Consider the following 22,698-nt stretch of genomic DNA (forward strand, 5'->3'; position numbering starts at 1 on the left):
TTCGAACCTCCGACCGCCTGGTTCGTAGCCAGGTACTCTATCCAGCTGAGCTAAGGACGCACATTTACATTGTCTAAATTGCTAATTTTAGACTCGCAAGAAATGGCGGTGAGGGAGGGATTCGAACCCTCGATGCAGCTACAAACCACATACTCCCTTAGCAGGGGAGCGCCTTCGGCCTCTCGGCCACCTCACCGTCTTGCGGAGGCACATATTACGTTTTACCGAAAATATGTCAAACACTTTATTGAAAAAATTGGACAAAAACACTCAACCGTTTGCTATTTAATCAAAGCGCTTGCAAATTGAACTTGTAAGATTCAAATCGCGCTTTTTCCCTTAAAAATTAAGGTGAAAGATTGGCAATAATAAACAGCCGAAAACAATTATCTAATTTCTCCAGCAGCAAGTGCTACCGCTGATGGCACAATACTACGGGATGCGTATTTTCGCCATAGGGGAAGCGAATAAATCTTGAGTTTTGCCAAACAAAATACAGAGCAACAGTTCTGTTCAACCTTGTCTGTATCTCGCAGCATCACAAAGCATTCACTTCACCACTTTGAGACCGATCCGTTATCCAACCCATCTATGTCCCAATCAGTGTTTCGGTTCCCCAAGATCAAAAAAGGCTAGCAACAATGCTAGCCTCTTCTCTACGCAAAAGTATTAGTAGTTGCCAGATGCAACGTTACCATTACCTTTTTCAGCTTGAATGCGCATGTAGATCTCTTCACGGTGAACAGATACTTCTTTAGGTGCGTTAACACCGATACGTACTTGGTTACCTTTAACGCCTAGTACAGTAACTGTTACTTCATCACCAATCATCAGTGTTTCGCCAACGCGGCGAGTCAAAATTAGCATTCTTTGCTCCTTGAGTAATCTCTAAATTTATCTAGCTACGAGAGCATTATCCAACAAAAGTTATATTTTCGTAAACTATCGATTGAGTTTATTTAACCAAAATGCACTTCTTTTTTAGGATAACCCTGTGTTTCACGCGCTACGATGTATGCATTGTGTAATATGTTAGCAGCCATATCGACTTGCGTTGGTGATATCACCAAAGTTAAAGACTGCTGCTGCAATAAGTGATGCTGTACATCAATTTCGCCTTCAGACAACAATCCATGTGAACTGACCACAATTTCTTGTGTTCGGCTTCCTACCACAGTTAACAAACTAACCTGTTCACTATTACGGATTTTCTCAGCAAAAACTAGTTTTAATTTGGCACTTATGTCTTGTTTAATAATGAGTGCTGCCCGTTCTGTTTCCTCGATCACACTACAGACTTCGATCCCCAACAGTTGGCAATGTGAAATGAAAGACGGTAAATCTTCATTCAAACACTCGATACGCACCATATCTCTTTGGATGGCGATGCCAGCAATATCATTCAAACACTGATTACCCGCGATCAATGTGCCCTCGCCTTGTTCAAAGCTTGAAAGCACTCGCAATGACACGTTGTGCTGCCATGCATACTGAACACAAGGAAGGTGCAATACCTTAGCGCCTCGGCGAGCCATCTCTTCCATAGAAGGAAAGTCTAAAGTATCTAATTTCTGAGATTGTTTTACGACTCTAGGGTCACAAGAGTAAACACCATCTACATCAGTATAGATCTGGCATTCTTTCGCCTGCAAGGCACCTGCAAGCGCGACCGCTGTAGTATCTGAACCACCGCGGCCTAATGTCGTGATATCACCTTTCGCATTGAATCCTTGAAAGCCTGCAACAATAACAATCTGGTTGTCATCTAGCAGAGCTTGAATCGGAGCAGTATCAATACGCTCAATCGCTGCATTATTATGATTAGAATCCGTGTGTATCTTGGCTTGATAGCCAGTCATCGATGTCGCTTCATAACCTAACTTGTGTAACGTCATTGCTAACAAGGCCATGGAAACTTGCTCGCCAGCCGTTAACAACACATCCAGTTCTCTAGCGTTTGGTACGCTATCAACTTGCGTGGCTAAATTAACTAACCGATTTGTTTCACCAGACATAGCAGAAACGACAACCACGATCTGGTTCCCTTCATTTTTCGCTTCAATGATTTTTTCTGCTACATGATGGATTCGTTCAATTGAACCCACCGACGTTCCACCAAATTTCTGCACGATAAGAGGCATTTTCACCCGTCCTCACCTTCCCAAGACCAATGTCTATATATGACAAAAAAACACATACTCCGCGTCAGGGCGAAGCAATAAAAAATTAACCAAGGAGTCTAACGCCACCATTAGACTTCTTGGTTAATCTCAATCAAACCTTGTTTAAACATACTTCCAATAGGCAAAATAAAAGATGCCCAATCAACTGATTGGGCATCTTTGTATCAATTACTTAAGCTTAAAGACGCTCTTCTAGCCAAGTACGCACAGATTTAAGCGCTTCTGGCAGTGCTGCAACGTCTGTACCGCCCGCTTGAGCCATATCTGGACGACCGCCGCCTTTACCGCCAACTTGCTCAGCAACCATCTTGACGAGATCACCCGCTTTTACTTTGCCGATTAGGTCTTTGGTTACACCAGCAATCAAGCCAACTTTACCGTCTGCTACGTTCGCGATCAGGATGATGCCGCTACCTACTTGGTTTTTAGCGTTATCAACCATAGTACGTAGGTTCTTGTTGTCTGCGCCTTCAATTGCAGCAACCAAAACTTTAGTACCAGAGATGTCTTCTACTTTGCCCATGATGTTTGCGCTTTCTGCAGCAGCCATCTTTTCTTTAAGCAGTTGGATTTCTTTCTCTAGCGATTTCGCTTTCTTAGCTGACTCAGCCAGTTTCTCTTCGTAAGCGCTAGCTTGAGCTTCTACTGCATCTAGTGCAGCTTCACCTGTTACCGCTTCAATACGACGAATACCCGCAGCAATACCACCTTCAGAAGTGATCTTGAATAGACCGATATCACCCGTGTTGCTTGCGTGGATACCACCACAAAGTTCAGTAGAGAAATCGCCCATAGATAGAACGCGAACTTCATCATCGTACTTCTCGCCAAACAGTGCCATTGCACCTTTTTCTTTCGCTGACTCGATGTCCATGATGTTCGTTTCAATCACATGGTTCTTACGAACTTGTGCGTTAACTAGACGCTCTACTTCTTTAATCTGTGCTGGTGTTACCGCTTCAAGGTTAGAGAAGTCAAAACGTAGGTTATCTGGCTTAACTAAAGAACCTTTCTGAGCAACGTGCTCACCTAGCACTTCGCGCAATGCAGAGTGAAGTAAGTGAGTGGCAGAGTGGTTTAGTGAGATAGCAGCTCGACGCTCAGCGTCAACCGTTGCTTCTACTTTATCGCCCTTAGCAAATACACCTTCAACTAGCTCACCGTGGTGCGCAAATGCGTTACCTAGCTTCTGAGTGTCTTGTACTTTGAAAAGACCCGACGCTGTTTTTAGTGTACCAGCATCACCACATTGACCGCCTGACTCAGCGTAGAATGGTGTCTCTTCAAGGATGATGATTGCTTTGTCGCCAGCCGATAGTGAAGCAACCTCTTCGCCGTCAACGAATAGCGCAGAGATTTCACCAGCACCTTCAGTTGCTGTGTAACCACAGAACTCAGTGTTGGTGTCTACTTTGATTGTCGCGTTGTAATCCGTGCCGAATTGGCCTGCTTCACGTGCACGCTTACGCTGTGCTTCCATCGCCTTCTCAAAGCCTTCTTCATCGATAGTAAAATCGCGTTCGCGAGCTACATCGTTAGTAAGGTCAGCTGGGAAGCCGTATGTATCGTAAAGTTTGAAAACTGTTTCGCCGTCAAGCTCTTTGCCTTCAAGTGCATCTAGTGCGTCATTAAGAATAACCATGCCGCGCTCTAGCGTACGACCAAAGTTCTCTTCCTCAATGCGAAGTACTTTTTCAACCAGCTCTTGCTGTTTCTTAAGTTCATCTGCCGCAGAGCCCATCACTTCAGCCAGTACGCCCACAAGTTTGTGGAAGAACACGCCTTGTGCGCCAAGCTTGTTACCGTGACGAACTGCACGACGGATGATACGACGTAGAACGTAGCCACGACCTTCGTTTGAAGGCATAACACCGTCAGCAATTAGGAATGAACAAGAACGGATGTGGTCAGCAATAACGCGTAGCGATTGGTTAGATAGATCGTCATGACCAACAACTTCCGCAGTCGCTTTGATTAGCTTTTGGAATACATCAATTTCGTAGTTAGAGTGAACGCCCTGCATGATTGCAGAAATACGCTCAATACCCATACCTGTATCTACAGCAGGCTTAGGTAGCGGTTCCATTGTGCCGTCAGCGTGACGGTTGAACTGCATGAATACGTTGTTCCAGATCTCGATGAAACGGTCACCATCTTCTTCAGGTGTACCAGGACGGCCGCCCCAGATGTGCTCACCGTGATCGTAGAAGATTTCAGTACATGGACCACAAGGACCTGTGTCACCCATCGTCCAGAAGTTATCAGACTCGAACTGTTTACCGCCTTCTTTGTCGCCAATGCGAACGATACGGTCAGCAGGAACACCTACTTTCTTGTTCCAGATATCGAATGCTTCATCATCTGTCTCGTATACCGTTACCAGTAGACGATCTTTTGGCAGTTGAAGAGTTTCAGTCAGGAATTCCCAAGCAAATCCAATCGCTTCTTCTTTGAAGTAGTCGCCAAAGCTGAAGTTGCCTAGCATTTCGAAGAACGTGTGGTGACGAGCCGTGAAACCTACGTTTTCAAGGTCATTGTGTTTACCACCCGCACGTACACAACGCTGAGCCGTAGTTGCTCGAGTGTAGGCACGCTTTTCGGCGCCTAAGAAGCAATCTTTGAATTGGTTCATACCTGCGTTAGTGAATAGCAGGGTTGGATCGTTATGTGGAACTAACGATGAACTGTCTACGATTTGGTGTTCTTTGCTCTCAAAGAACTTAAGGAACGCGTTGCGAACCTCATCAGTGCTCATGTACATGCAGCTCTTCCTGAAAATAGTCGAGTTAGAATTTTGCCGTATTGTAGATCATGGTTAAGGCTTCGACTAGTTTTCTTGTAGAAAAGACACCCTTGGGCAGGATTTTAGTGGGAATTCGATAAAATGAAGAATATTCCACTATATCTTGCCGTGGAAAAGCAGAACTAAATTGACGACCTAGTACCGAAGAAACTCAGTCAACGAGAGAGATTTGACCAAAGACATGCTCGACGGAGCAGATCCAATAAAAAAAAAGCCCCGCATAAAATATGCGAGGCTTTAAATTCTTTCAAAGCGGATGCTTCTTTCAAACATCCACTCTATAAAACGTGAGCTTATAGCTCTTCGTTTTCTTCTTCTTTCTCTACGTCTTTCTCTTCAAGAACCGCAGGAGTCAGTAGTAACTCACGAAGTTTAGTATCGATCTCTAGAGCAACTTCTGGGTTTTCACGTAGGTATTTACCAGCGTTAGCTTTACCTTGGCCGATCTTATCGCCTTTGTAGCTGTACCAAGCGCCTGCTTTTTCTACTAGCTTATTCTTAACACCTAAGTCGATAAGCTCACCTTCGCGGTTGAAGCCTTTACCGTAAAGGATTTGAGTCTCAGCTTGTTTGAATGGTGCAGCAATCTTGTTCTTAACGACCTTGATACGAGTTTCGTTACCAACAACTTCATCACCATCTTTAATCGCACCAGTACGGCGAATATCAAGACGAACAGATGCGTAGAACTTAAGTGCGTTACCACCTGTTGTTGTTTCTGGGTTACCGAACATCACACCAATTTTCATACGAATTTGGTTAATGAAGATAGCCATACAGTTAGACTGCTTAAGGTTACCCGTCAGCTTACGCATTGCTTGAGAAAGCATACGAGCCTGAAGACCCATGTGGCTGTCGCCCATTTCGCCTTCGATTTCTGCTTTTGGTGTTAGGGCTGCTACTGAGTCAATAACAAGAACGTCGATTGCACCTGAACGAGCCAGTGCATCACAGATTTCCAGCGCTTGCTCACCAGTATCTGGTTGAGAAACAAGAAGTGCATCGATATCAACACCAAGCTTTTGAGCGTAGATAGGGTCTAGTGCGTGCTCCGCATCAACGAATGCACACGTCTTTCCCACTTTCTGTGCTGCAGCAATAAGCTCAAGCGTTAGCGTTGTTTTACCTGATGATTCTGGACCGTAAACTTCTACGATACGTCCCATCGGTAGGCCACCAGCACCTAGTGCGATATCTAGAGATAGAGAACCTGTAGAAATAGTTTCTACGTCCATTGTGCGGTTATCACCAAGACGCATGATAGAACCTTTACCAAATTGCTTTTCAATCTGACCAAGGGCTGCGGCTAACGCTTTTTGTTTATTCTCGTCCATTTCTATCTCCACATAATCGGTTGTCTCAACAAGCGATCTAGAATCTATTTCTAACCCACATAGGGGTGACTAATTGGCTTTCATTATACTGTTGATTCATACAGTGTCTATACCTGTATGAAAATAATTTGTACAAATGTTACTTACCTTCCATTGATAGGTAATCATAAATAACTTGCAGGGCATGGTGCGTGGCTTGTTGGCGTACTTGTGATCTGTCGCCTGTAAATACATGCGTTTCTACTTTATCCCAGCCATTTAGCGCTTTCCACGCGAAGCATACTGTACCAACAGGCTTATCTTCGGTCGCGCCACCTGGGCCAGCGATGCCACTGATTGATACAGAGATCGTCCCGTTTGAATGTTGCAATGCCCCGCTCGCCATTTCTATTACGACAGGCTCACTCACGGCGCCGAACTCCATTAAGGTTTTAAGCTGTACACCGATCATCTCTTGTTTGGCTTCATTGCTGTACGTAACAAAAGCGCGATCAAACCATCCAGAGCTGCCCGCAATATCGGTGACTGCACTCGCGACACCTCCGCCAGTGCAAGATTCAGCCGTCACTAACACGTGTTTGTGTTTAGCGAGTAAATGTCCAAGCTGCTCACTAAGGTCTTGAGTCATCTGCATCATCTGCTTCCCTTTATTTACTGTCATATCATTTGGATTCGCATCTTTTCGCATCAGCCGCTTTTCGCACGAAACGCTTTCACGTATCCTAAGCCGCAATAGAAATAAACGAAAGAAGTTAACTGTGAAAGCCGATCAAAAACATACTCCCATGATGCAGCAGTATCTAAAACTGAAAGCAGAAAACCCAGAAATTCTGCTGTTCTACCGCATGGGCGATTTCTACGAGCTTTTCTACGATGACGCTAAAAAAGCCTCTCAACTCCTCGATATTTCACTGACTAAGCGTGGCTCATCAAATGGTGAACCGATTCCGATGGCAGGTGTTCCATACCATGCGGTTGAAGGGTATCTTGCAAAGTTAGTGCAACTTGGTGAATCCGTAGCAATTTGTGAACAGATTGGTAATCCAGCAACTTCAAAAGGCCCTGTTGAGCGTGCTGTTGTACGTATCGTCACACCCGGCACCGTGACCGATGAAGCATTGCTTTCTGAGCGCGTTGATAACCTAATTGCAGCGATTTACCATCACAACGGTAAGTTTGGTTACGCGACACTGGATATCACCTCCGGTCGATTCCAACTTTGTGAGCCAGAAACCGAAGAAGCAATGGCCGCAGAACTGCAGAGAACCTCACCACGTGAGCTACTGTTCCCTGAAGATTTCGAGCCAGTCAATCTAATGGCAAGCCGTAATGGCAACCGCCGCCGCCCTGTATGGGAATTTGAATTAGACACCGCTAAGCAGCAATTGAATAAGCAGTTTGGTACTCGCGATCTGGTTGGCTTTGGCGTAGAAAGCGCGAAACTGGGTCTATGTGCGGCTGGTTGTTTGATCCAATACGTGAAAGATACCCAACGTACTGCCCTCCCTCATATCCGTTCACTCACGATGGATAAACAAGATCACTCGGTGATCCTTGATGCTGCAACTCGTCGTAATTTGGAGATCACGCAAAATCTTGGGGGTGGCACAGATAACACCCTTGCTGAAGTGCTTGATCACACCGCTACGGCAATGGGCAGTCGTATGCTTAAACGTTGGTTACATCAACCAATGCGCAATATCTCTGCACTTGATCAACGCCTAGATGCGATTGGTGAAATGAAAGATTTAGCTCTATTCACAGAGCTACAACCGACCTTAAAACAGATTGGTGATATCGAGCGTATTCTGGCTCGTCTTGCACTTCGTTCTGCTCGCCCACGTGATATGGCACGCCTTCGTCAAGCAATGGAATACTTACCAGAGCTTGCTGAAACACTGACTCAGCTTAAACACCCATACCTAACTCAACTTGCTCAATATGCTTCTCCTGTGGATGAGGTTTCTGAGCTGCTTGAACGTGCAATCAAAGAGAACCCACCGGTGGTTATCCGTGACGGTGGTGTGATTGCAGAAGGCTACAATGCCGAGTTAGACGAATGGCGCGACCTTGCAGCAGGCGCAACTGAATTTCTTGATAAGCTTGAGCAAGAAGAGCGTGAACGTCATGGCATCGACACGCTAAAAGTTGGCTACAACAACGTACATGGTTTCTTCATTCAAGTAAGCCGTGGGCAAAGCCATCTTGTGCCGCCACACTATGTTCGTCGTCAAACGCTGAAAAATGCTGAGCGTTACATCATTCCTGAGCTAAAAGAGCACGAAGACAAAGTACTTAACTCTAAGTCGAAAGCACTCGCTATCGAGAAACAGCTGTGGGAAGAGTTGTTTGACTTACTACTGCCGTATCTAGAGCGCCTACAAAATATCGCCTCTTCAGTATCTCAGCTTGATGTTCTACAGAACTTGGCTGAGCGTGCAGATACCCTTGATTACTGTCGTCCAACCATGACAGAGTCTGCTGGCGTACAAATTCAGGCCGGTCGTCACCCTGTTGTTGAACAAGTGATGGACGAACCTTTCATTGCTAACCCTATCGACCTGAATGATCAACGTAAGATGCTGATCATCACGGGTCCCAACATGGGTGGTAAATCGACCTACATGCGCCAAACGGCACTCATCGCATTGATGGCTCATATCGGTTGTTATGTTCCTGCAGAAAGCGCAACCATCGGCTCTATCGACCGTATCTTTACGCGTATTGGCGCATCCGATGATTTGGCTTCTGGCCGTTCAACCTTCATGGTTGAGATGACAGAAACCGCAAATATCCTGCACAATGCAACACCAAACAGCCTTGTGCTAATGGATGAAATCGGTCGTGGTACCAGTACTTACGATGGCCTGTCTCTGGCTTGGGCAAGTGCAGAGTGGCTAGCCAATCAAATCAATGCGATGACACTGTTTGCAACGCACTACTTTGAGCTAACTGAACTACCTAACCAACTTCCAACTTTAGCAAACGTACACTTAGATGCGGTTGAACATGGTGATAGCATTGCCTTTATGCACGCAGTTCAAGAAGGTGCTGCAAGTAAATCTTATGGTCTAGCGGTTGCAGGTTTAGCTGGCGTACCGAAAGCAGTGATCAAGAATGCTCGTGCGAAGCTGACTCAGTTAGAAGCGTTAAGTATGGAGTCGCCAACATCGAAGCCAAGCGGTGTCGATATCGCAAACCAACTGAGCCTGATCCCAGAACCGAGTGAAGTAGAGCAAGCGCTAGCGAATGTTGATCCTGATGATCTAACTCCTCGCCAAGCATTAGAAGAACTTTACCGCTTGAAGAAGCTGCTTTAGTTTCTTACCAAGTAGCTTGTTATGGCCGTACTGCTATTTTGATTAGACGGCATGAAATACCAAAGCCACAAACAAAAAAACGCTGACTTAAAGTCAGCGTTTTTATTTGTCTTCTATTTAGAGAAGCATCATCCGTTCAATTAGTCGTTTTCTACGTTGAACAGGTTTTCCATATTCAGACCTTGCTTGATAAGAATCTCACGTAGACGGCGAAGACCTTCAACTTGGATTTGACGAACACGTTCACGAGTCAGGCTGATTTCGCGGCCCACTTCTTCTAATGTTGACGGTTCATAACCCAGTAGTCCAAAGCGACGCGCAAGCACCTCTTTCTGCTTAGGATTCAGCTCATCAAGCCAGAAAATCAACGAGTTCTTGATATCGCTATCTTGAGTTGAAACCTCAGGATCTGAATTATTGATGTCTGGAATAATATCCAACAGCGCTTTCTCACCGTCACCACCAATTGGCGTATCAACAGAGCTCACTCTTTCGTTTAGACGAAGCATCTTGCTCACATCACCAACCGGCTTATCTAACTTAGAAGCAATTTCTTCTGCCGTTGGTTCATGGTCAAGCTTTTGTGATAGCTCTCTTGCAGTACGTAGGTAGATGTTCAGCTCTTTCACAACATGGATTGGCAAACGGATAGTGCGAGTCTGATTCATTAACGCACGTTCAATGGTTTGACGAATCCACCATGTCGCGTAAGTTGAGAAGCGGAAGCCACGCTCTGGATCAAACTTCTCTACAGCGCGAATCAAACCTAGGTTGCCTTCTTCGATTAGATCGAGAAGTGCAAGGCCGCGGTTGCTATAACGACGTGAAATTTTTACCACTAAACGCAGGTTACTTTCGATCATGCGTTTACGTGCTGCTTCATCACCGCGTAGAGCTCGACGTGCATATAGCACTTCTTCTTCAGCGGTTAGTAGTGGTGAGAAACCAATTTCGCCTAAGTAGAGTTGAGTGGCATCTAAACTTTTAGACGTAACTTCAACTTCTTCTTTCGCTTCGGTTTTCTTAGTGACTGTTCGTTTTGCTTTTCCAAGAGCTTCCGGTTCCGTGGTTGCTTGGTCAAGATCGAACTCTTCTTTGGTTACTGCATTGCTTATACTCATAACGCCTCCCCCTGGCGAAATTAGCATGACATTACAACTTCATATGTCGCTAAATGACTATGTCACTCCATACAATACGTAATTTTTGCATATTGTATTTAAGGTAAATATCGTTTTGGATTAACGGACTTACCTTGGTAACGAATCTCAAAGTGCAGCCTAACACTGCTGGCTCCAGAGCTTCCCATTGTTGCAATCTTCTGCCCTGGTTTCACACTTTGCCCTTCAGATACTAATAGTCGGTCGTTGTGCGCGTATGCACTTAAGTAATTATCATTGTGCTTCACAATCACTAGATTGCCGTAGCCTCGTAGTGCATTACCCGAATAAACAACCGTTCCCCCTGCAGTAGATACTATTGGCTGACCTCGCTGTCCTGCTATGTCTATGCCTTTATTTCCTTGTTCGCCTACAGAGAAACTCTTGATTACTCTCCCTTTAGTTGGCCATAACCATTTGGATACTTTATCACTTGTTAGTTTGGTGGGCGGTGTAACATTCTGTTTACCTTTAGAACCAACATACTCCTTTGATTTGGATTGTTCAACCTTCTTTGGTGGATCTTTTTTCACCACTTTGGTGGTAGTTTGAGCTGGAGCCGGTTTAGAGTTTTTGCTCTTTTGTGGTGTGGTTTTCGGTTTACTTGCCGCAGATGACGTTGTGGATGCGGCGACAGGCGCAGCAACTGCTGCTGCCGCTACCGTTGACTTACCATACGCTGGCGCGTTGTAGCTAGGACGCCATAACTTAAGCTTCTGCCCTGGGTGGATAGTGTAAGGAGCAGACAACTTGTTATAACCGATGAGGTCTTTAACGTCTTTATTGGTGACATAAGCAATGAAGTAAAGGGTGTCGCCTTTTTTAACTTCATAGTAACTGCCACGATAACTACCACGATCAATCGATGAGTAATTCTTGTTTAGGTTTGAAACGGGCGCAGGCGAATTCGCTGCACACCCAACAAGGGCACAGCTAAGCAGTAAAGTACTTCCTTTTAACAACTTCGAACGCATCGACTCTCTATCCACCTACACCATTAGTCTTTTATTAAGCTAGCTCACCAGGAACAAGAGGTACAAATCTCACCATCTCGATAACACTCGATAAAAACTCATCGCCGTGTCGAACGATCTTCAATAGTTGCTGTTCGTCATCACCGACTGGAATCAGTAAACGACCGCCATCTTTCAGCTGTTGCAGAAGCGCTTGAGGAATCGACTCTGCAGCGGCGGTGACAATAATCGCATCAAAAGGGGCTTTTGAAGACCAACCTTGCCAACCATCACCGTGCTTAGTTGAGATATTGTAGAAATCGAGTTGCTTCAACCTACGCTTGGCATCCCATTGTAGCGACTTTATTCTTTCAACCGAATACACATGATCAACAAGTTGAGCCAATACCGCAGTTTGGTAACCAGAACCCGTTCCGATCTCCAAGACACGGCTATCTTGTTGTAATTCAAGTAGCTCTGTCATTTTAGCAACAATGTATGGCTGTGAGATTGTCTGACCCTGACCGATAGGCAGCGCATTATTATCATAGGCTTGGTGATACATCGCCTGTGATAAAAAGCTCTCTCTCGGCAGTTGGTAAATCGCATCAAGAACCTTTTGATCCTGAATACCATTTTCAATCAGGAAAGTAATTAAACGCTCAGCTTGCGGATTACTCACTTACTTCTCCCCTAACCATGTTGCCATCGCACCCAACGACTCATGCGCCGTCAGATCAACCTGCAACGGTGTTACCGACACAAAGCCATGCTCAATCGCGTAAAAATCGGTACCTTCACCGGCATCTTGCTCTTTACCCGGAGGACCAAGCCAATAGATATCATGACCACGAGGGTCTTTTTGCTTAATCATATCTTCGGCATGGTGACGAGCACCGAGGCGCGTAACTTGAGTACCAGAGAGTTGTTCTAAAGCCAAATCAGGCACATTGACGTTTAACAGGCGATTAGTTGGGATTGGGTTGACTAAATGTTGTTCGACGATACGACGAGCAATCGCTGCCGCTGTCTTAAAATGTTTTTTACCCACCAATGAAAATGCCACCGATTGAACGCCTAAGAAATGCCCTTCCATTGCGGCTGCGACTGTGCCTGAATAAAGCACATCGTCACCAAGGTTAGCACCGTGATTAATACCCGTTAAAACCAGATCGGGCATATCGTTCTTGAGCAGTTCATTTAACGCAAAATGCACACAGTCGGTCGGCGTGCCTTGTACCGAGTAGGTATTTTCTGCAATTTCTTGAACGCGCAAAGGTTGTTCTAAAGTTAATGAATTTGAAGCACCTGAGCGATTTCGGTCAGGTGCCACAATGATAACTTCAGCAAGATCACGTAATTCATTTGCTAGCTCATGAATACCTTGAGCGTGCACACCATCATCATTGCTGAGTAAAATCTTCATCTTGTATCCTTTCTTTTGTTCCCATGCTAAGCCAAGTCACTTAAATTCCAATATCAAGTGACTCAGCTCCAAGCAGAATCGTTATTGCTCGTAGGCTCTCTCTACGTGTACTTCTTCAACCAACTCTCGAACGATAGCGGTTGCGAAACAACCTGCGTCTAGAGAGAACTTAAGAGTGACATTATCTTCGTTCACTTCCCAAGTTAAATAGGTTGGTTTTAACGATGCTTCACGACGGTCATGGCGCATGCGGTTACCGCGAATCAGCGCCATTAGGTCAGGTTCAGAATCAAGATGTTTTTGCTCTAACGCTTGAGACTCATCAATCGTTGGTAAGGCATTATCGCCAGCCAAAGCAACAGTTATCAAAGCAGAACCGTTCGCAATGTCTTGGTTTACAGCTTCAATGTTGTCTGCTGTTACTGCCAGTTGAGCACCGTCTTTCACCACGATATCGCCAACCAATGCTGATGCAAACGCATCTTGCTCAATACGGTCTGAAAGGATCAGGTTGTAAATCCACGAACGAGCTGCAGAAAGGTACAAGCTGCGCTTATTCTGGTTACGAGTACGAACGTTATCGCGGCCCCAACGACGAGCTTCAGATAGGTTGTTACCTTCATTGCCAAAACGCTGAGCACCAAAGTAGTTTGGCACGCCCACTTGAGCGACTTTTTCCAAACGCTTGACCACATCATCGCAATCCGTTACTTCAGACAAGGTCAACTCAAATTGGTTGCCAACTAAATCGCCTGGACGTAACTTTTTGTTGTGTCGCGCTGTCGCTAAGATTTCAATGCTTGGGTATTGTGCTAAGAACCCTGAAAAGTCAGGCTCACCTTTCGGTAGGTGAACGCTCAACCACTGCTCTGTCACAGCGTGGCGGTCTTTCAAACCCGCCCAGCTCACGTCTTTCGACTTAACACCGCAAGCTTTAGCCAGCTCGTTTGCTACGAAGCTCGTGTTTTCACCAGTTTTACGAATACGAACCATTAGGTGCTCGCCTTCACCAGCAAACTCAAAACCCAAGTCTTCATTAACGACAAAGTGTTCGGCTTTTGCTTTTAGTTTTGCTTTCGCAGTTGGTTTACCGTTTAGATAAGCCAATGAAGATAAAATATCTGACATGCTGTTCTTTTCGTGTTGGTGCTTACGCACTTTTAGTAATTAGGACCACCGCTTCACATGCGATGCCCTCTTTGCGACCTGTAAAACCTAAACGCTCAGTGGTCGTCGCTTTTACATTCACATTGCTAATGCTGGTTTCTAGGTCTTGAGCAATAGCTTGGCACATAGAGTCTATATGAGGCGCCATCTTTGGAGCTTGCGCCATGATAGTAATATCGGCATTACCAATCACGTAACCTTGTTCTTTTACTCGACGGTAAACATCTTTCAGTAGCTCACGGCTATCCGCACCTTTCCATTCGTCATCGGTATCAGGGAAATGACGACCAATATCACCCGCAGCAATCGCACCCAATAGAGCGTCACACAACGCATGAAGGGCAACATCACCGTCTGAGTGTGCAATAAGACCTTGCTCGTAAGGGATGCTTACACCACCAATAATTACCGGGCCTTCACCACCAAACTTATGTACATCAAAGCCATGGCCAATACGAATCATCATTATTCCTTATTCTGACTTAAATAGAACTCAGCAAGCGCTAAATCTTCAGGCTGAGTAATCTTAAAATTATCTGAACGCCCCGCCACTAAAGCGGGCGATAAACCTTTCCATTCAAAGGCTGAGGCTTCATCAGTAATTGAAGCGCCTTGTTGCAACGCCTCACTTAATGCCTTCCACAGAGGCTTTGCTCTGAACATTTGCGGCGTAAGTGCATGCCATAAATCGGCACGCTCAACGGTATGCTCGATCTGCCCTTGGGCACCGCGCTTCATCGTGTCACGAACTGGAGCCGCTAAAATAGCGCCCACATCATGGCTCATCGCGCCGGAAATTAGCTTGTCGATATCACTTAGCTGAACACACGGCCTTGCCGCATCGTGAACCATTACCCAATCACTAAGCTGCTGCTCAGCGATATAGTTTAGCGCAGAGAGTACAGAGTCCGCTCGCTCGCTTCCGCCTGACACTCTGATCACTTGCGGGTTCAGGTTGAGTGCTAGATCAGGGTAGTATGGGTCATCATCGCTGATCGCAACGACAATTTGAGCGACTTGTGGGTGAGACAGTAATTTCTCAATGGTGTGCTCTAAAATTGTTTTGCCGTGAATCTTGAGATATTGCTTAGGGCGGTCTGCCTTCATTCGGCTACCGACGCCCGCCGCAGGTACAACGGCAATCACGCTTTGAAGTTGAGTCGACATTAATGGGATTCCTCACCAATGATGCGATAAAACGTTTCACCTTCTTTGACCATTCCAAGTTCATGACGTGCGCGTTCTTCTATCGCGTCTAAGCCTTGGCGTAGATCGTCAATTTCAGCAAACATTTCTGCATTTCGAATATGCAGCTTTTCATTTACTTGCTGTTGAACTTGGATTTCGTTGTTCACACCGTAGTAATCAGAGATACCATTTTTACCGAGCCACAGTGTGTGTTGTAGCCAGCCAAACACTATGAGCAGTACTAAAGCAAAAATTCGCATAACACCTTTCGCCGGTTGAAAAAGAAGGAACTAGAATAAGGCACATATATACCATAATGAGCTTATTGGTGCGAGATATGTGGTGTCAGGGAATCAATAAGTCGGGGAGTCATTGTCAGGAAAACAATGAGATTCCCTACTCCTTCCTTCGTCAGTCTAGGGAATGACGAACTTTATATGTGACAAGGAGGAGCTTTAGAGCCTAGAGCTTCTTTCATTCAGTTTTCTACAGACAAAAAAATGCCCCGCATAAGCGAGGCATTCAAAAGTATTAGTGCATAATTCTAACTAGTTGGTGCTGTAGCAAGGCAACAAAGAAGATTCAGCTATGGAGCATAGTTTCCTATGTGACTTAGTGAATCTTCTGCAGTTAACGCAGCTACAGTGCCAAATAGGACGAATTATTGACCTTTAACTTCTTTAAGACCGTTGTAAGGAGCTTTAGAACCTAGAGCTTCTTCGATACGGATAAGTTGGTTGTACTTAGCAACACGGTCAGAACGGCTCATAGAACCAGTTTTGATTTGACCTGCAGCTGTACCTACCGCTAGATCAGCGATAGTTGCATCTTCAGTTTCGCCAGAACGGTGAGAGATTACTGCAGTGTAGCCAGCGTCTTTAGCCATCTTGATAGCAGCTAGAGTCTCTGTTAGAGAACCGATTTGGTTGAACTTGATAAGGATAGAGTTAGCTACGCCTTTCTCGATACCTTCAGCAAGAATCTTAGTGTTTGTAACGAACAGATCGTCACCAACGATTTGAAGTTTGTTGCCTAGAAGTTCAGTTTGGTGCTTGAAGCCATCCCAATCTGACTCGTCAAGACCGTCTTCAATAGAAACGATTGGGAAGTTGTTCGCTAGCTCAGCTAGGTAGTGGTTGAACTCTTCAGAAGTGAAAGTTTTACCTTCGCCCTTCATGTTGTAGATACCAGCTTCTTTGTCGAAGAACTCAGATGCTGCACAGTCCATAGCAAGAGTAACGTCTTTACCTAGTTCGTAACCAGCAGCTGCAACAGCTTCTGCGATAACTTCTAGAGCTTCAGCGTTAGACTTAAGGTTAGGAGCGAAACCACCTTCATCACCAACTGCAGTGCTGTAGCCTTTAGACTTAAGAACTTTAGCTAGGTTGTGGAATACTTCAGCGCCGATACGTAGACCTTCTTTAAGAGTTTTAGCGCCAACTGGTTGGATCATGAACTCTTGGATGTCAACGTTGTTATCTGCGTGCTCACCACCGTTGATGATGTTCATCATTGGTAGAGGCATAGAGAACTGACCAGCAGTACCGTTTAGCTCAGCGATGTGCTCGTATAGAGGCATGCCTTTCGCAGCAGCAGCAGCTTTTGCGTTAGCTAGAGATACAGCTAGGATAGCGTTCGCGCCGAACTTAGACTTGTTATCAGTACCGTCTAGGTCAAGCATGATTTGGTCAACGTCAGCTTGTGCTTTAGCGTCAGTACCAACTAGAGCTTCAGCGATTGGGCCGTTTACAGCTTCAATAGCTTTAAGAACACCTTTACCTAGGAAACGGGATTTGTCGCCGTCACGTAGCTCAAGAGCTTCGCGAGAACCAGTAGATGCGCCAGATGGAGCAGCAGCCATACCTACGAAACCGCCTTCTAGGTGTACTTCAGCTTCTACAGTTGGGTTACCACGTGAATCGATGATTTCACGACCTAGAACTTTAACGATCTTAGACATTGAATGTTTCCTTCTCGTTGAATATATAAATGTCAAATTTAAAGGTAGCAGCACAACTTACGCAGCTACCTGTATTCCTTTTTACTTCTCTAACTCGCCGCGCTGGAACTCACCAGCCGCTTTAACGAAACCTGCAAACAATGGGTGACCATCGCGAGGTGTTGAAGTGAACTCTGGGTGGAATTGAGCAGCAACGAACCATGGGTGGTTCGGGTTCTCAATAACTTCAACCAGTTTCTTGTCCGCAGATAGACCCGATACTTTTAGGCCCGCTTTTTCGATTTGTGGACGAAGATTGTTGTTCACTTCGTAACGGTGACGGTGACGTTCATGGATCGTCGCGCTACCGTATAATTCGTAAGCTTTCGTCCCTTTCGCTAGGTGACAAAGCTGTGAACCAAGACGCATTGTGCCGCCAAGGTCAGATGTTTCTGTACGCTCTTCAACTTTACCTTCGCCATCAGTCCACTCAGTGATAAGACCAACAACTGGGTACTTAGTTTCAGTACAGAATTCAGAAGAGTGTGCCCCTTCCATTTTCGCAACGTTACGAGCGTACTCGATAAGTGCTACTTGCATACCTAGACAGATACCTAAGTACGGTACTTTGTTTTCACGAGCGTATTGAGCAGCAAGAATCTTACCTTCAACACCACGGTCACCAAAGCCACCAGGAACTAGGATTGCATCTAGGCCTTCTAAAACTTCTACGCCACGAGACTCAACGTCTTGTGAATCTACGTATTTAATATTAACGCTTAGGCGATTTTTCAAGCCCGCGTGTTTTAGCGCTTCATTTACTGATTTGTATGCGTCTGGTAGTTCAATGTACTTACCAACCATACCAATCGTCACTTCACCCGTTGGGTTAGCTTCTTCGTAAATCACTTGTTCCCATTCAGACAGGTCTGCTTCTGGAGCTGTGATGCCGAAACGCTTACATACAAGTTCATCAGTACCTTGAGCTTTAATAAGCTGAGGGATCTTGTAGATAGAGTCAACATCGCGCATAGAAATAACTGCATTTTCTTGCACATTACAGAACAGAGCAATTTTCTTACGCTCGTTCGAAGGAATGTTGCGGTCTGAACGACAAACTAGGATGTCTGGCTGAATACCAATAGACAGTAGCTCTTTTACAGAGTGTTGCGTTGGCTTAGTTTTCACTTCGCCCGCAGCTGCTAGGTATGGCACTAAAGTAAGGTGCATGAACATTGCGCGTTCACGGCCTAGTTCTACTGCTAGCTGACGAATCGCTTCCATGAATGGTAGAGATTCGATATCACCAACCGTACCACCAACTTCAACGATCGCAATATCGTGGCCAGCTGCGCCAGAAATTACACGCTCTTTGATAGAGTTAGTGATGTGTGGGATAACCTGAATAGTTGCACCTAGGTAATCACCGCGACGCTCTTTAGCGAGTACGTCTGAGTAAACACGACCTGCAGTGAAGTTGTTACGCTTAGTCATCTTGGTGCGAATGAATCGCTCATAGTGACCAAGGTCAAGGTCTGTTTCAGCGCCATCTTCCGTAACGAACACTTCACCGTGCTGAGTCGGGCTCATAGTGCCTGGATCAACGTTGATGTAAGGGTCAAGCTTCATCATAGTCACTTTAAGACCACGAGCTTCTAAAATAGCCGCAAGAGATGCTGCAGCAATACCTTTACCTAGAGAGGATACAACCCCGCCAGTAACAAAAATGTAATTTGTCGTCATGTTTAACCTGAAATTGGTTGAATGAGGGAAATGGACTACTTCTGGACGGGATGAAAATATACCAGAAGCCCCTTATCGCCACAACGTGAAATCTATCACACTGCTATTTTTTATTTTTTGCTTCAAATCAATTCATGATAAAAGCTTTGGTTATCTTTTATCCGCCACCTTGACTTCATCCCACATGGAATCAAGCTGTTGTAGTGAAAAATCGGTCAAAATTTTATCTTGCTGACGAACTTTTTGTTCCACCCCTTTAAAGCGACGTGAGAACTTCAGATTGGCTTTATTGAGCGCCGACTCTGGATTTTTACCCAAATGTCGTACCAAATTGACCGTCGCAAACAGCAAGTCTCCCAACTCTTCTTCAACCAAATCTTCATTTGGCGTCACTTGAAGTGCCTCTTCCAGCACCTCATCGACTTCCTCTAAAACCTTATTAGCCACTGGGCCAATAGAGTCCCAATCAAAGCCATATTTCGCTACCTGTTTTTGAATCTTTGTAGCACGTGAAAGCGCAGGTAGAGAGTTTGGTATTGAGTCTAGAATACTTTCTTGAGTTTTGCCTGCCTGAGCTTTTTCTTTGGCTTTTTCAGCTTCCCAGTTGGCATTAATTTCTTCATCGCTCGCAAACTCGGTATCAGAAAACACATGCGGATGGCGGCGCGTTAGCTTCTCATTGATGCCATCGACCACATCAGAGAACTCAAACAGCCCTTGCTCTTTGGCGAGCTGGCTGTAGAAAATCACCTGAAATAGCAGATCACCCAGTTCTTCTTGTAGGTTCGGCCAATCTTTGTTGTGAATCGCGTCCACCACCTCGTAGGTTTCTTCGATAGTATGCGGCACAATTGTTTCAAAATTTTGTTTCAAATCCCAAGGACAGCCACCTTCTGGATCGCGCAGCTTAGTCATAATCTGTTCAAGTTGTTCAATCGGGTGATTCATCGTTTTCTTCCTATTCACTGTCTTTGATTTTTAAATTTATAACGTCTTCTAAAACTAAAAAAGGCGAGCAGCCAAAACCGCTCACCTTTCTATTCTTTCCGTCATCCCCAAGAGCGAAGAATGAGCGAGTTGGGGATCTCAAATCGCTTTACGAGATTCCCTATCACGTTCGTCCCTCACTGTAGGGAATGACGTGGATAGTATTTTGGCCTACCCCAACCTTTTGACTGACATAACATCTTTGATTTGTTCTACTCGGCTGGTAACGCGACTCAGAATTTCAATATTGGTCACTTCCAAATCGAAATCCATTACCGATAGCTGACGCTTGTAGTCGATGCGGCTCTTCATTGTGGTCACGCTGATCTTTTCATTCGAGAACAGTGAGGTGATGTCTTTCAACAAGCCATTACGTTCTAGCGCTTCAACACGCAGCGTTAGGATGTATGAACCGACAAAGCCATTACCCCAAACGGTATCAATGATACGTTCTGGCGCATGCACGCTTAGCTCGCCTAGCTGTTCACAGTCAGCGCGGTGCACTGAGATACCACGACCTTGAGTGATGTAACCTTTAATCACATCACCTGGGATTGGCTGACAGCAACGCGCTAGGTGCGTCATTAGGTTATCAACGCCCTCAACCACTACCGCATCTTTCTTCGGACGACTCTGTTGTGCCGGCTTGTTTTCCGACTCAAGCAGTTTCTCTAGCGCTTTCTTGTCTTCTTCTTCCGCCGTTGGCTTATTCACTAGCGCATTGATGTGATTAACCACTTGGTTAATACGCAAGTCGCCACTACCAATACCTGCATAGAGTTCGTCTGGCGTATTCACGTTAAAGCGTTTTAGTGCGTATTGATCAGCATCTTTTAGGGTTGCGCCTACTTTCGCTAGCTCAACTTCCAGGATATCACGACCCGCTTCTAGGTTTTTCTCACGGCTTTGTGCGCGGAACCAAGCGTTGATTTTCGCTCGAGCTCGACCAGAATGAACAAAACCTGTGGTTGGATTTAACCAGTCACGAGATGGGTTCGGCTCTTTCTGCGTGATGATCTCAACTTGATCGCCCATCGATAGTTTATGAGTGAACGGTACGATACGCCCCGCTACTTTGGCACCGATACAGCGGTGTCCGACCATCGAGTGGATGTGGTAGGCGAAATCCAACGGGGTTGCGCCCATTGGTAAGTCGACCACGTCACCACGTGGAGTAAATGCGTATACACGGTCATCGAAGACTTGGCTACGTACCTCATCCAGCATCTCGCCAGAGTCCGACATCTCTTCTTGCCAGTCGATAAGTTTACGCAACCAAGTGATTTTCTCATCGTAGCCACTACGGCCGCTTGAAGCTCCTTCTTTGTACTTCCAGTGCGCCGCCACACCAAGCTCAGAGTCTTCGTGCATTTGCTTAGTACGGATCTGAATCTCAATGGTCTTGCCTTCAGGGCCAAGTACTACGGTATGAATCGACTGGTAACCATTTGGCTTAGGGTTCGCCACATAGTCATCGAATTCACTTGGTAGATGTTTGTATTTGGTATGAACCACACCTAAGCCGGCATAGCAGTCTTGAAGCTGGTCGGCGATGATACGTACCGCACGTACGTCAAAAAGCTCATCGAAGTCCAAACCTTTCTTCTGCATCTTACGCCAGATACTGTAGATGTGTTTTGGTCGACCGCTGACTTCAGCATTGATGCTTGAACGCTGCATTTCTGCGGTTAAATCATCAACGAAGTCTTTAATGTATTGTTCACGTACGATACGACGTTCAGACAGCTGTTTCGCAATCTGCTTGTAGGTATCTGGTTGTTGGTAGCGGAATGCGTAATCTTCGATTTCCCACTTAAGTTGGCCGATACCTAAACGGTTAGCCAGTGGTGCATAGATGTTAGAACATTCTTTTGCTGCCGCACGACGCACAGCATCAGATGCCTTTTTCACCTCAATAAGGTTACAGATTCGCTCCGCTAGCTTGATGACTACGCAACGGAAGTCATCAACCATAGCCAGTAGCATGCGACGAACGTTATCGACTTGACCCGAGGCTGCACTGCCTTCAAGGGTCACGTTTAGCTGGCCCAAGGCCGCCATTTCTTCAACGCCGTCAATCAGCTTAACGATTTCTTTGCCGTAGCTTTCTTCGAAGGCTTCGCGTTCAAAAACGCCACTTGATACCACTGGGAAGAGTTGTGCTGCGACTAATGTTGCACGATCCATCGACAGCGTGACCAAGATTTCAATCATCTCGCGTCCACGCCATAGCAAGAGTGATGCTTGCTCGTGATCTTTTAATAGCTCTTCACAGTGACGATAAACTTTGTTCAGTTTATTCGAGGTTTTTGCGTCTTGCTTTAATGACGCAATCCAACTTTCTAGCTCAAACTGTTCGCTTGGGTTTAAATGTGCGCTTCGTACCGCAACCATCGTGCCTTCCTAGTTATTCTGTTTTATACCCAATTCAATATGACTAACTGGTTCCAAGTTAGTTCGACCATATTGATATCAGCGCAGGTGTCCCTGCGCCT

The 22,698-nt window shown here is 45.5% G+C and carries 18 protein-coding genes and 1 tRNA gene; 1 reads left to right on the plus strand and 18 read right to left on the minus strand.

What is annotated here, in order from left to right; genetic code table 11:
• Window positions 1-103: 103 nt before the first annotated feature.
• The 6 genes from ACED46_RS07915 to pncC all read right to left on the minus strand — a co-directional run bounded on the left by ACED46_RS07915 (window position 104) and on the right by pncC (window position 6,954).
• Window positions 104-196 (minus strand) — tRNA-Ser (locus ACED46_RS07915).
• A 473-nt stretch (window positions 197-669) separates the two neighbouring features.
• Window positions 670-867 carry a carbon storage regulator CsrA gene (gene csrA / locus ACED46_RS07920; protein ID WP_004415691.1) on the minus strand — a complete coding sequence of 66 codons (198 nt, stop codon included), beginning with the start codon at window positions 865-867 and terminating at the stop codon, window positions 670-672.
• Between the two features lie 92 nt (window positions 868-959).
• A complete protein-coding gene (locus ACED46_RS07925) occupies window positions 960-2,141 on the minus strand; it encodes an aspartate kinase (RefSeq protein ID WP_017063224.1) in 1,182 nt (393 codons plus the stop codon).
• A 220-nt stretch (window positions 2,142-2,361) separates the two neighbouring features.
• Window positions 2,362-4,944: an alanine--tRNA ligase gene (alaS, locus tag ACED46_RS07930; RefSeq protein WP_371721215.1), complete on the minus strand. Its 2,583-nt coding sequence runs from the start codon at window positions 4,942-4,944 to the stop codon at window positions 2,362-2,364.
• Between the two features lie 335 nt (window positions 4,945-5,279).
• The gene (gene recA / locus ACED46_RS07935; RefSeq protein ID WP_017056586.1) at window positions 5,280-6,320 is read right to left on the minus strand and encodes a recombinase RecA; all 1,041 of its coding nucleotides are present in this window, start codon (window positions 6,318-6,320) and stop codon (window positions 5,280-5,282) included.
• Window positions 6,321-6,459: 139 nt separating this feature from the next.
• Window positions 6,460-6,954: a nicotinamide-nucleotide amidase gene (gene pncC / locus ACED46_RS07940; RefSeq protein WP_029235458.1), complete on the minus strand. Its 495-nt coding sequence runs from the start codon at window positions 6,952-6,954 to the stop codon at window positions 6,460-6,462.
• A 124-nt stretch (window positions 6,955-7,078) separates the two neighbouring features.
• Between pncC and mutS the strand changes: the two genes are divergently transcribed.
• A complete protein-coding gene (gene mutS, locus ACED46_RS07945) occupies window positions 7,079-9,640 on the plus strand; it encodes a DNA mismatch repair protein MutS (RefSeq protein WP_048615637.1) in 2,562 nt (853 codons plus the stop codon).
• 140 nt (window positions 9,641-9,780) lie between these two features.
• Here the strand turns inward: mutS and rpoS are convergent, their stop codons facing one another.
• The 12 genes from rpoS to relA all read right to left on the minus strand — a co-directional run bounded on the left by rpoS (window position 9,781) and on the right by relA (window position 22,597).
• On the minus strand, window positions 9,781-10,761 hold the full coding sequence (gene rpoS, locus ACED46_RS07950; protein WP_017059027.1) for an RNA polymerase sigma factor RpoS: 981 nt from the start codon (window positions 10,759-10,761) through the stop codon (window positions 9,781-9,783).
• Window positions 10,762-10,859: 98 nt separating this feature from the next.
• Window positions 10,860-11,774 carry a murein hydrolase activator NlpD gene (gene nlpD / locus ACED46_RS07955; protein WP_371721216.1) on the minus strand — a complete coding sequence of 305 codons (915 nt, stop codon included), beginning with the start codon at window positions 11,772-11,774 and terminating at the stop codon, window positions 10,860-10,862.
• 34 nt (window positions 11,775-11,808) lie between these two features.
• Complete coding sequence (locus ACED46_RS07960; protein ID WP_017059029.1) at window positions 11,809-12,435, minus strand: protein-L-isoaspartate(D-aspartate) O-methyltransferase; 627 nt, start codon at window positions 12,433-12,435, stop codon at window positions 11,809-11,811.
• A complete protein-coding gene (surE, locus tag ACED46_RS07965) occupies window positions 12,436-13,179 on the minus strand; it encodes a 5'/3'-nucleotidase SurE (RefSeq protein WP_017067358.1) in 744 nt (247 codons plus the stop codon).
• 81 nt (window positions 13,180-13,260) lie between these two features.
• Window positions 13,261-14,307, minus strand: coding sequence for a tRNA pseudouridine(13) synthase TruD (gene truD / locus ACED46_RS07970; RefSeq protein ID WP_371721217.1), 1,047 nt, complete (start codon window positions 14,305-14,307; stop codon window positions 13,261-13,263).
• Between the two features lie 22 nt (window positions 14,308-14,329).
• Window positions 14,330-14,809: a 2-C-methyl-D-erythritol 2,4-cyclodiphosphate synthase gene (gene ispF, locus ACED46_RS07975; protein WP_004739053.1), complete on the minus strand. Its 480-nt coding sequence runs from the start codon at window positions 14,807-14,809 to the stop codon at window positions 14,330-14,332.
• Between the two features lie 2 nt (window positions 14,810-14,811).
• Window positions 14,812-15,513 carry a 2-C-methyl-D-erythritol 4-phosphate cytidylyltransferase gene (ispD, locus tag ACED46_RS07980; RefSeq protein WP_017067355.1) on the minus strand — a complete coding sequence of 234 codons (702 nt, stop codon included), beginning with the start codon at window positions 15,511-15,513 and terminating at the stop codon, window positions 14,812-14,814.
• Window positions 15,513-15,794, minus strand: coding sequence for a cell division protein FtsB (ftsB, locus tag ACED46_RS07985; RefSeq protein WP_010435786.1), 282 nt, complete (start codon window positions 15,792-15,794; stop codon window positions 15,513-15,515). Before ftsB ends, ispD begins: the two co-directional genes overlap by 1 nt.
• Before the next feature lie 401 nt (window positions 15,795-16,195).
• Window positions 16,196-17,494, minus strand: coding sequence for a phosphopyruvate hydratase (gene eno, locus ACED46_RS07990; protein ID WP_017063215.1), 1,299 nt, complete (start codon window positions 17,492-17,494; stop codon window positions 16,196-16,198).
• Window positions 17,495-17,575: 81 nt separating this feature from the next.
• Window positions 17,576-19,216, minus strand: a complete 1,641-nt coding sequence (locus tag ACED46_RS07995) for a CTP synthase (protein WP_017063214.1) — start codon at window positions 19,214-19,216, stop codon at window positions 17,576-17,578.
• Window positions 19,217-19,366: 150 nt separating this feature from the next.
• Complete coding sequence (gene mazG, locus ACED46_RS08000; RefSeq protein ID WP_371721218.1) at window positions 19,367-20,164, minus strand: nucleoside triphosphate pyrophosphohydrolase; 798 nt, start codon at window positions 20,162-20,164, stop codon at window positions 19,367-19,369.
• A 210-nt stretch (window positions 20,165-20,374) separates the two neighbouring features.
• The gene (gene relA / locus ACED46_RS08005; protein WP_371721219.1) at window positions 20,375-22,597 is read right to left on the minus strand and encodes a GTP diphosphokinase; all 2,223 of its coding nucleotides are present in this window, start codon (window positions 22,595-22,597) and stop codon (window positions 20,375-20,377) included.
• Between the last annotated feature and the right edge of the window lie 101 nt (window positions 22,598-22,698).

It is taken from the genome of Vibrio sp. 1S139 (assembly GCF_041439475.1).
Lineage (GTDB): Bacteria > Pseudomonadota > Gammaproteobacteria > Enterobacterales > Vibrionaceae > Vibrio > Vibrio crassostreae_C.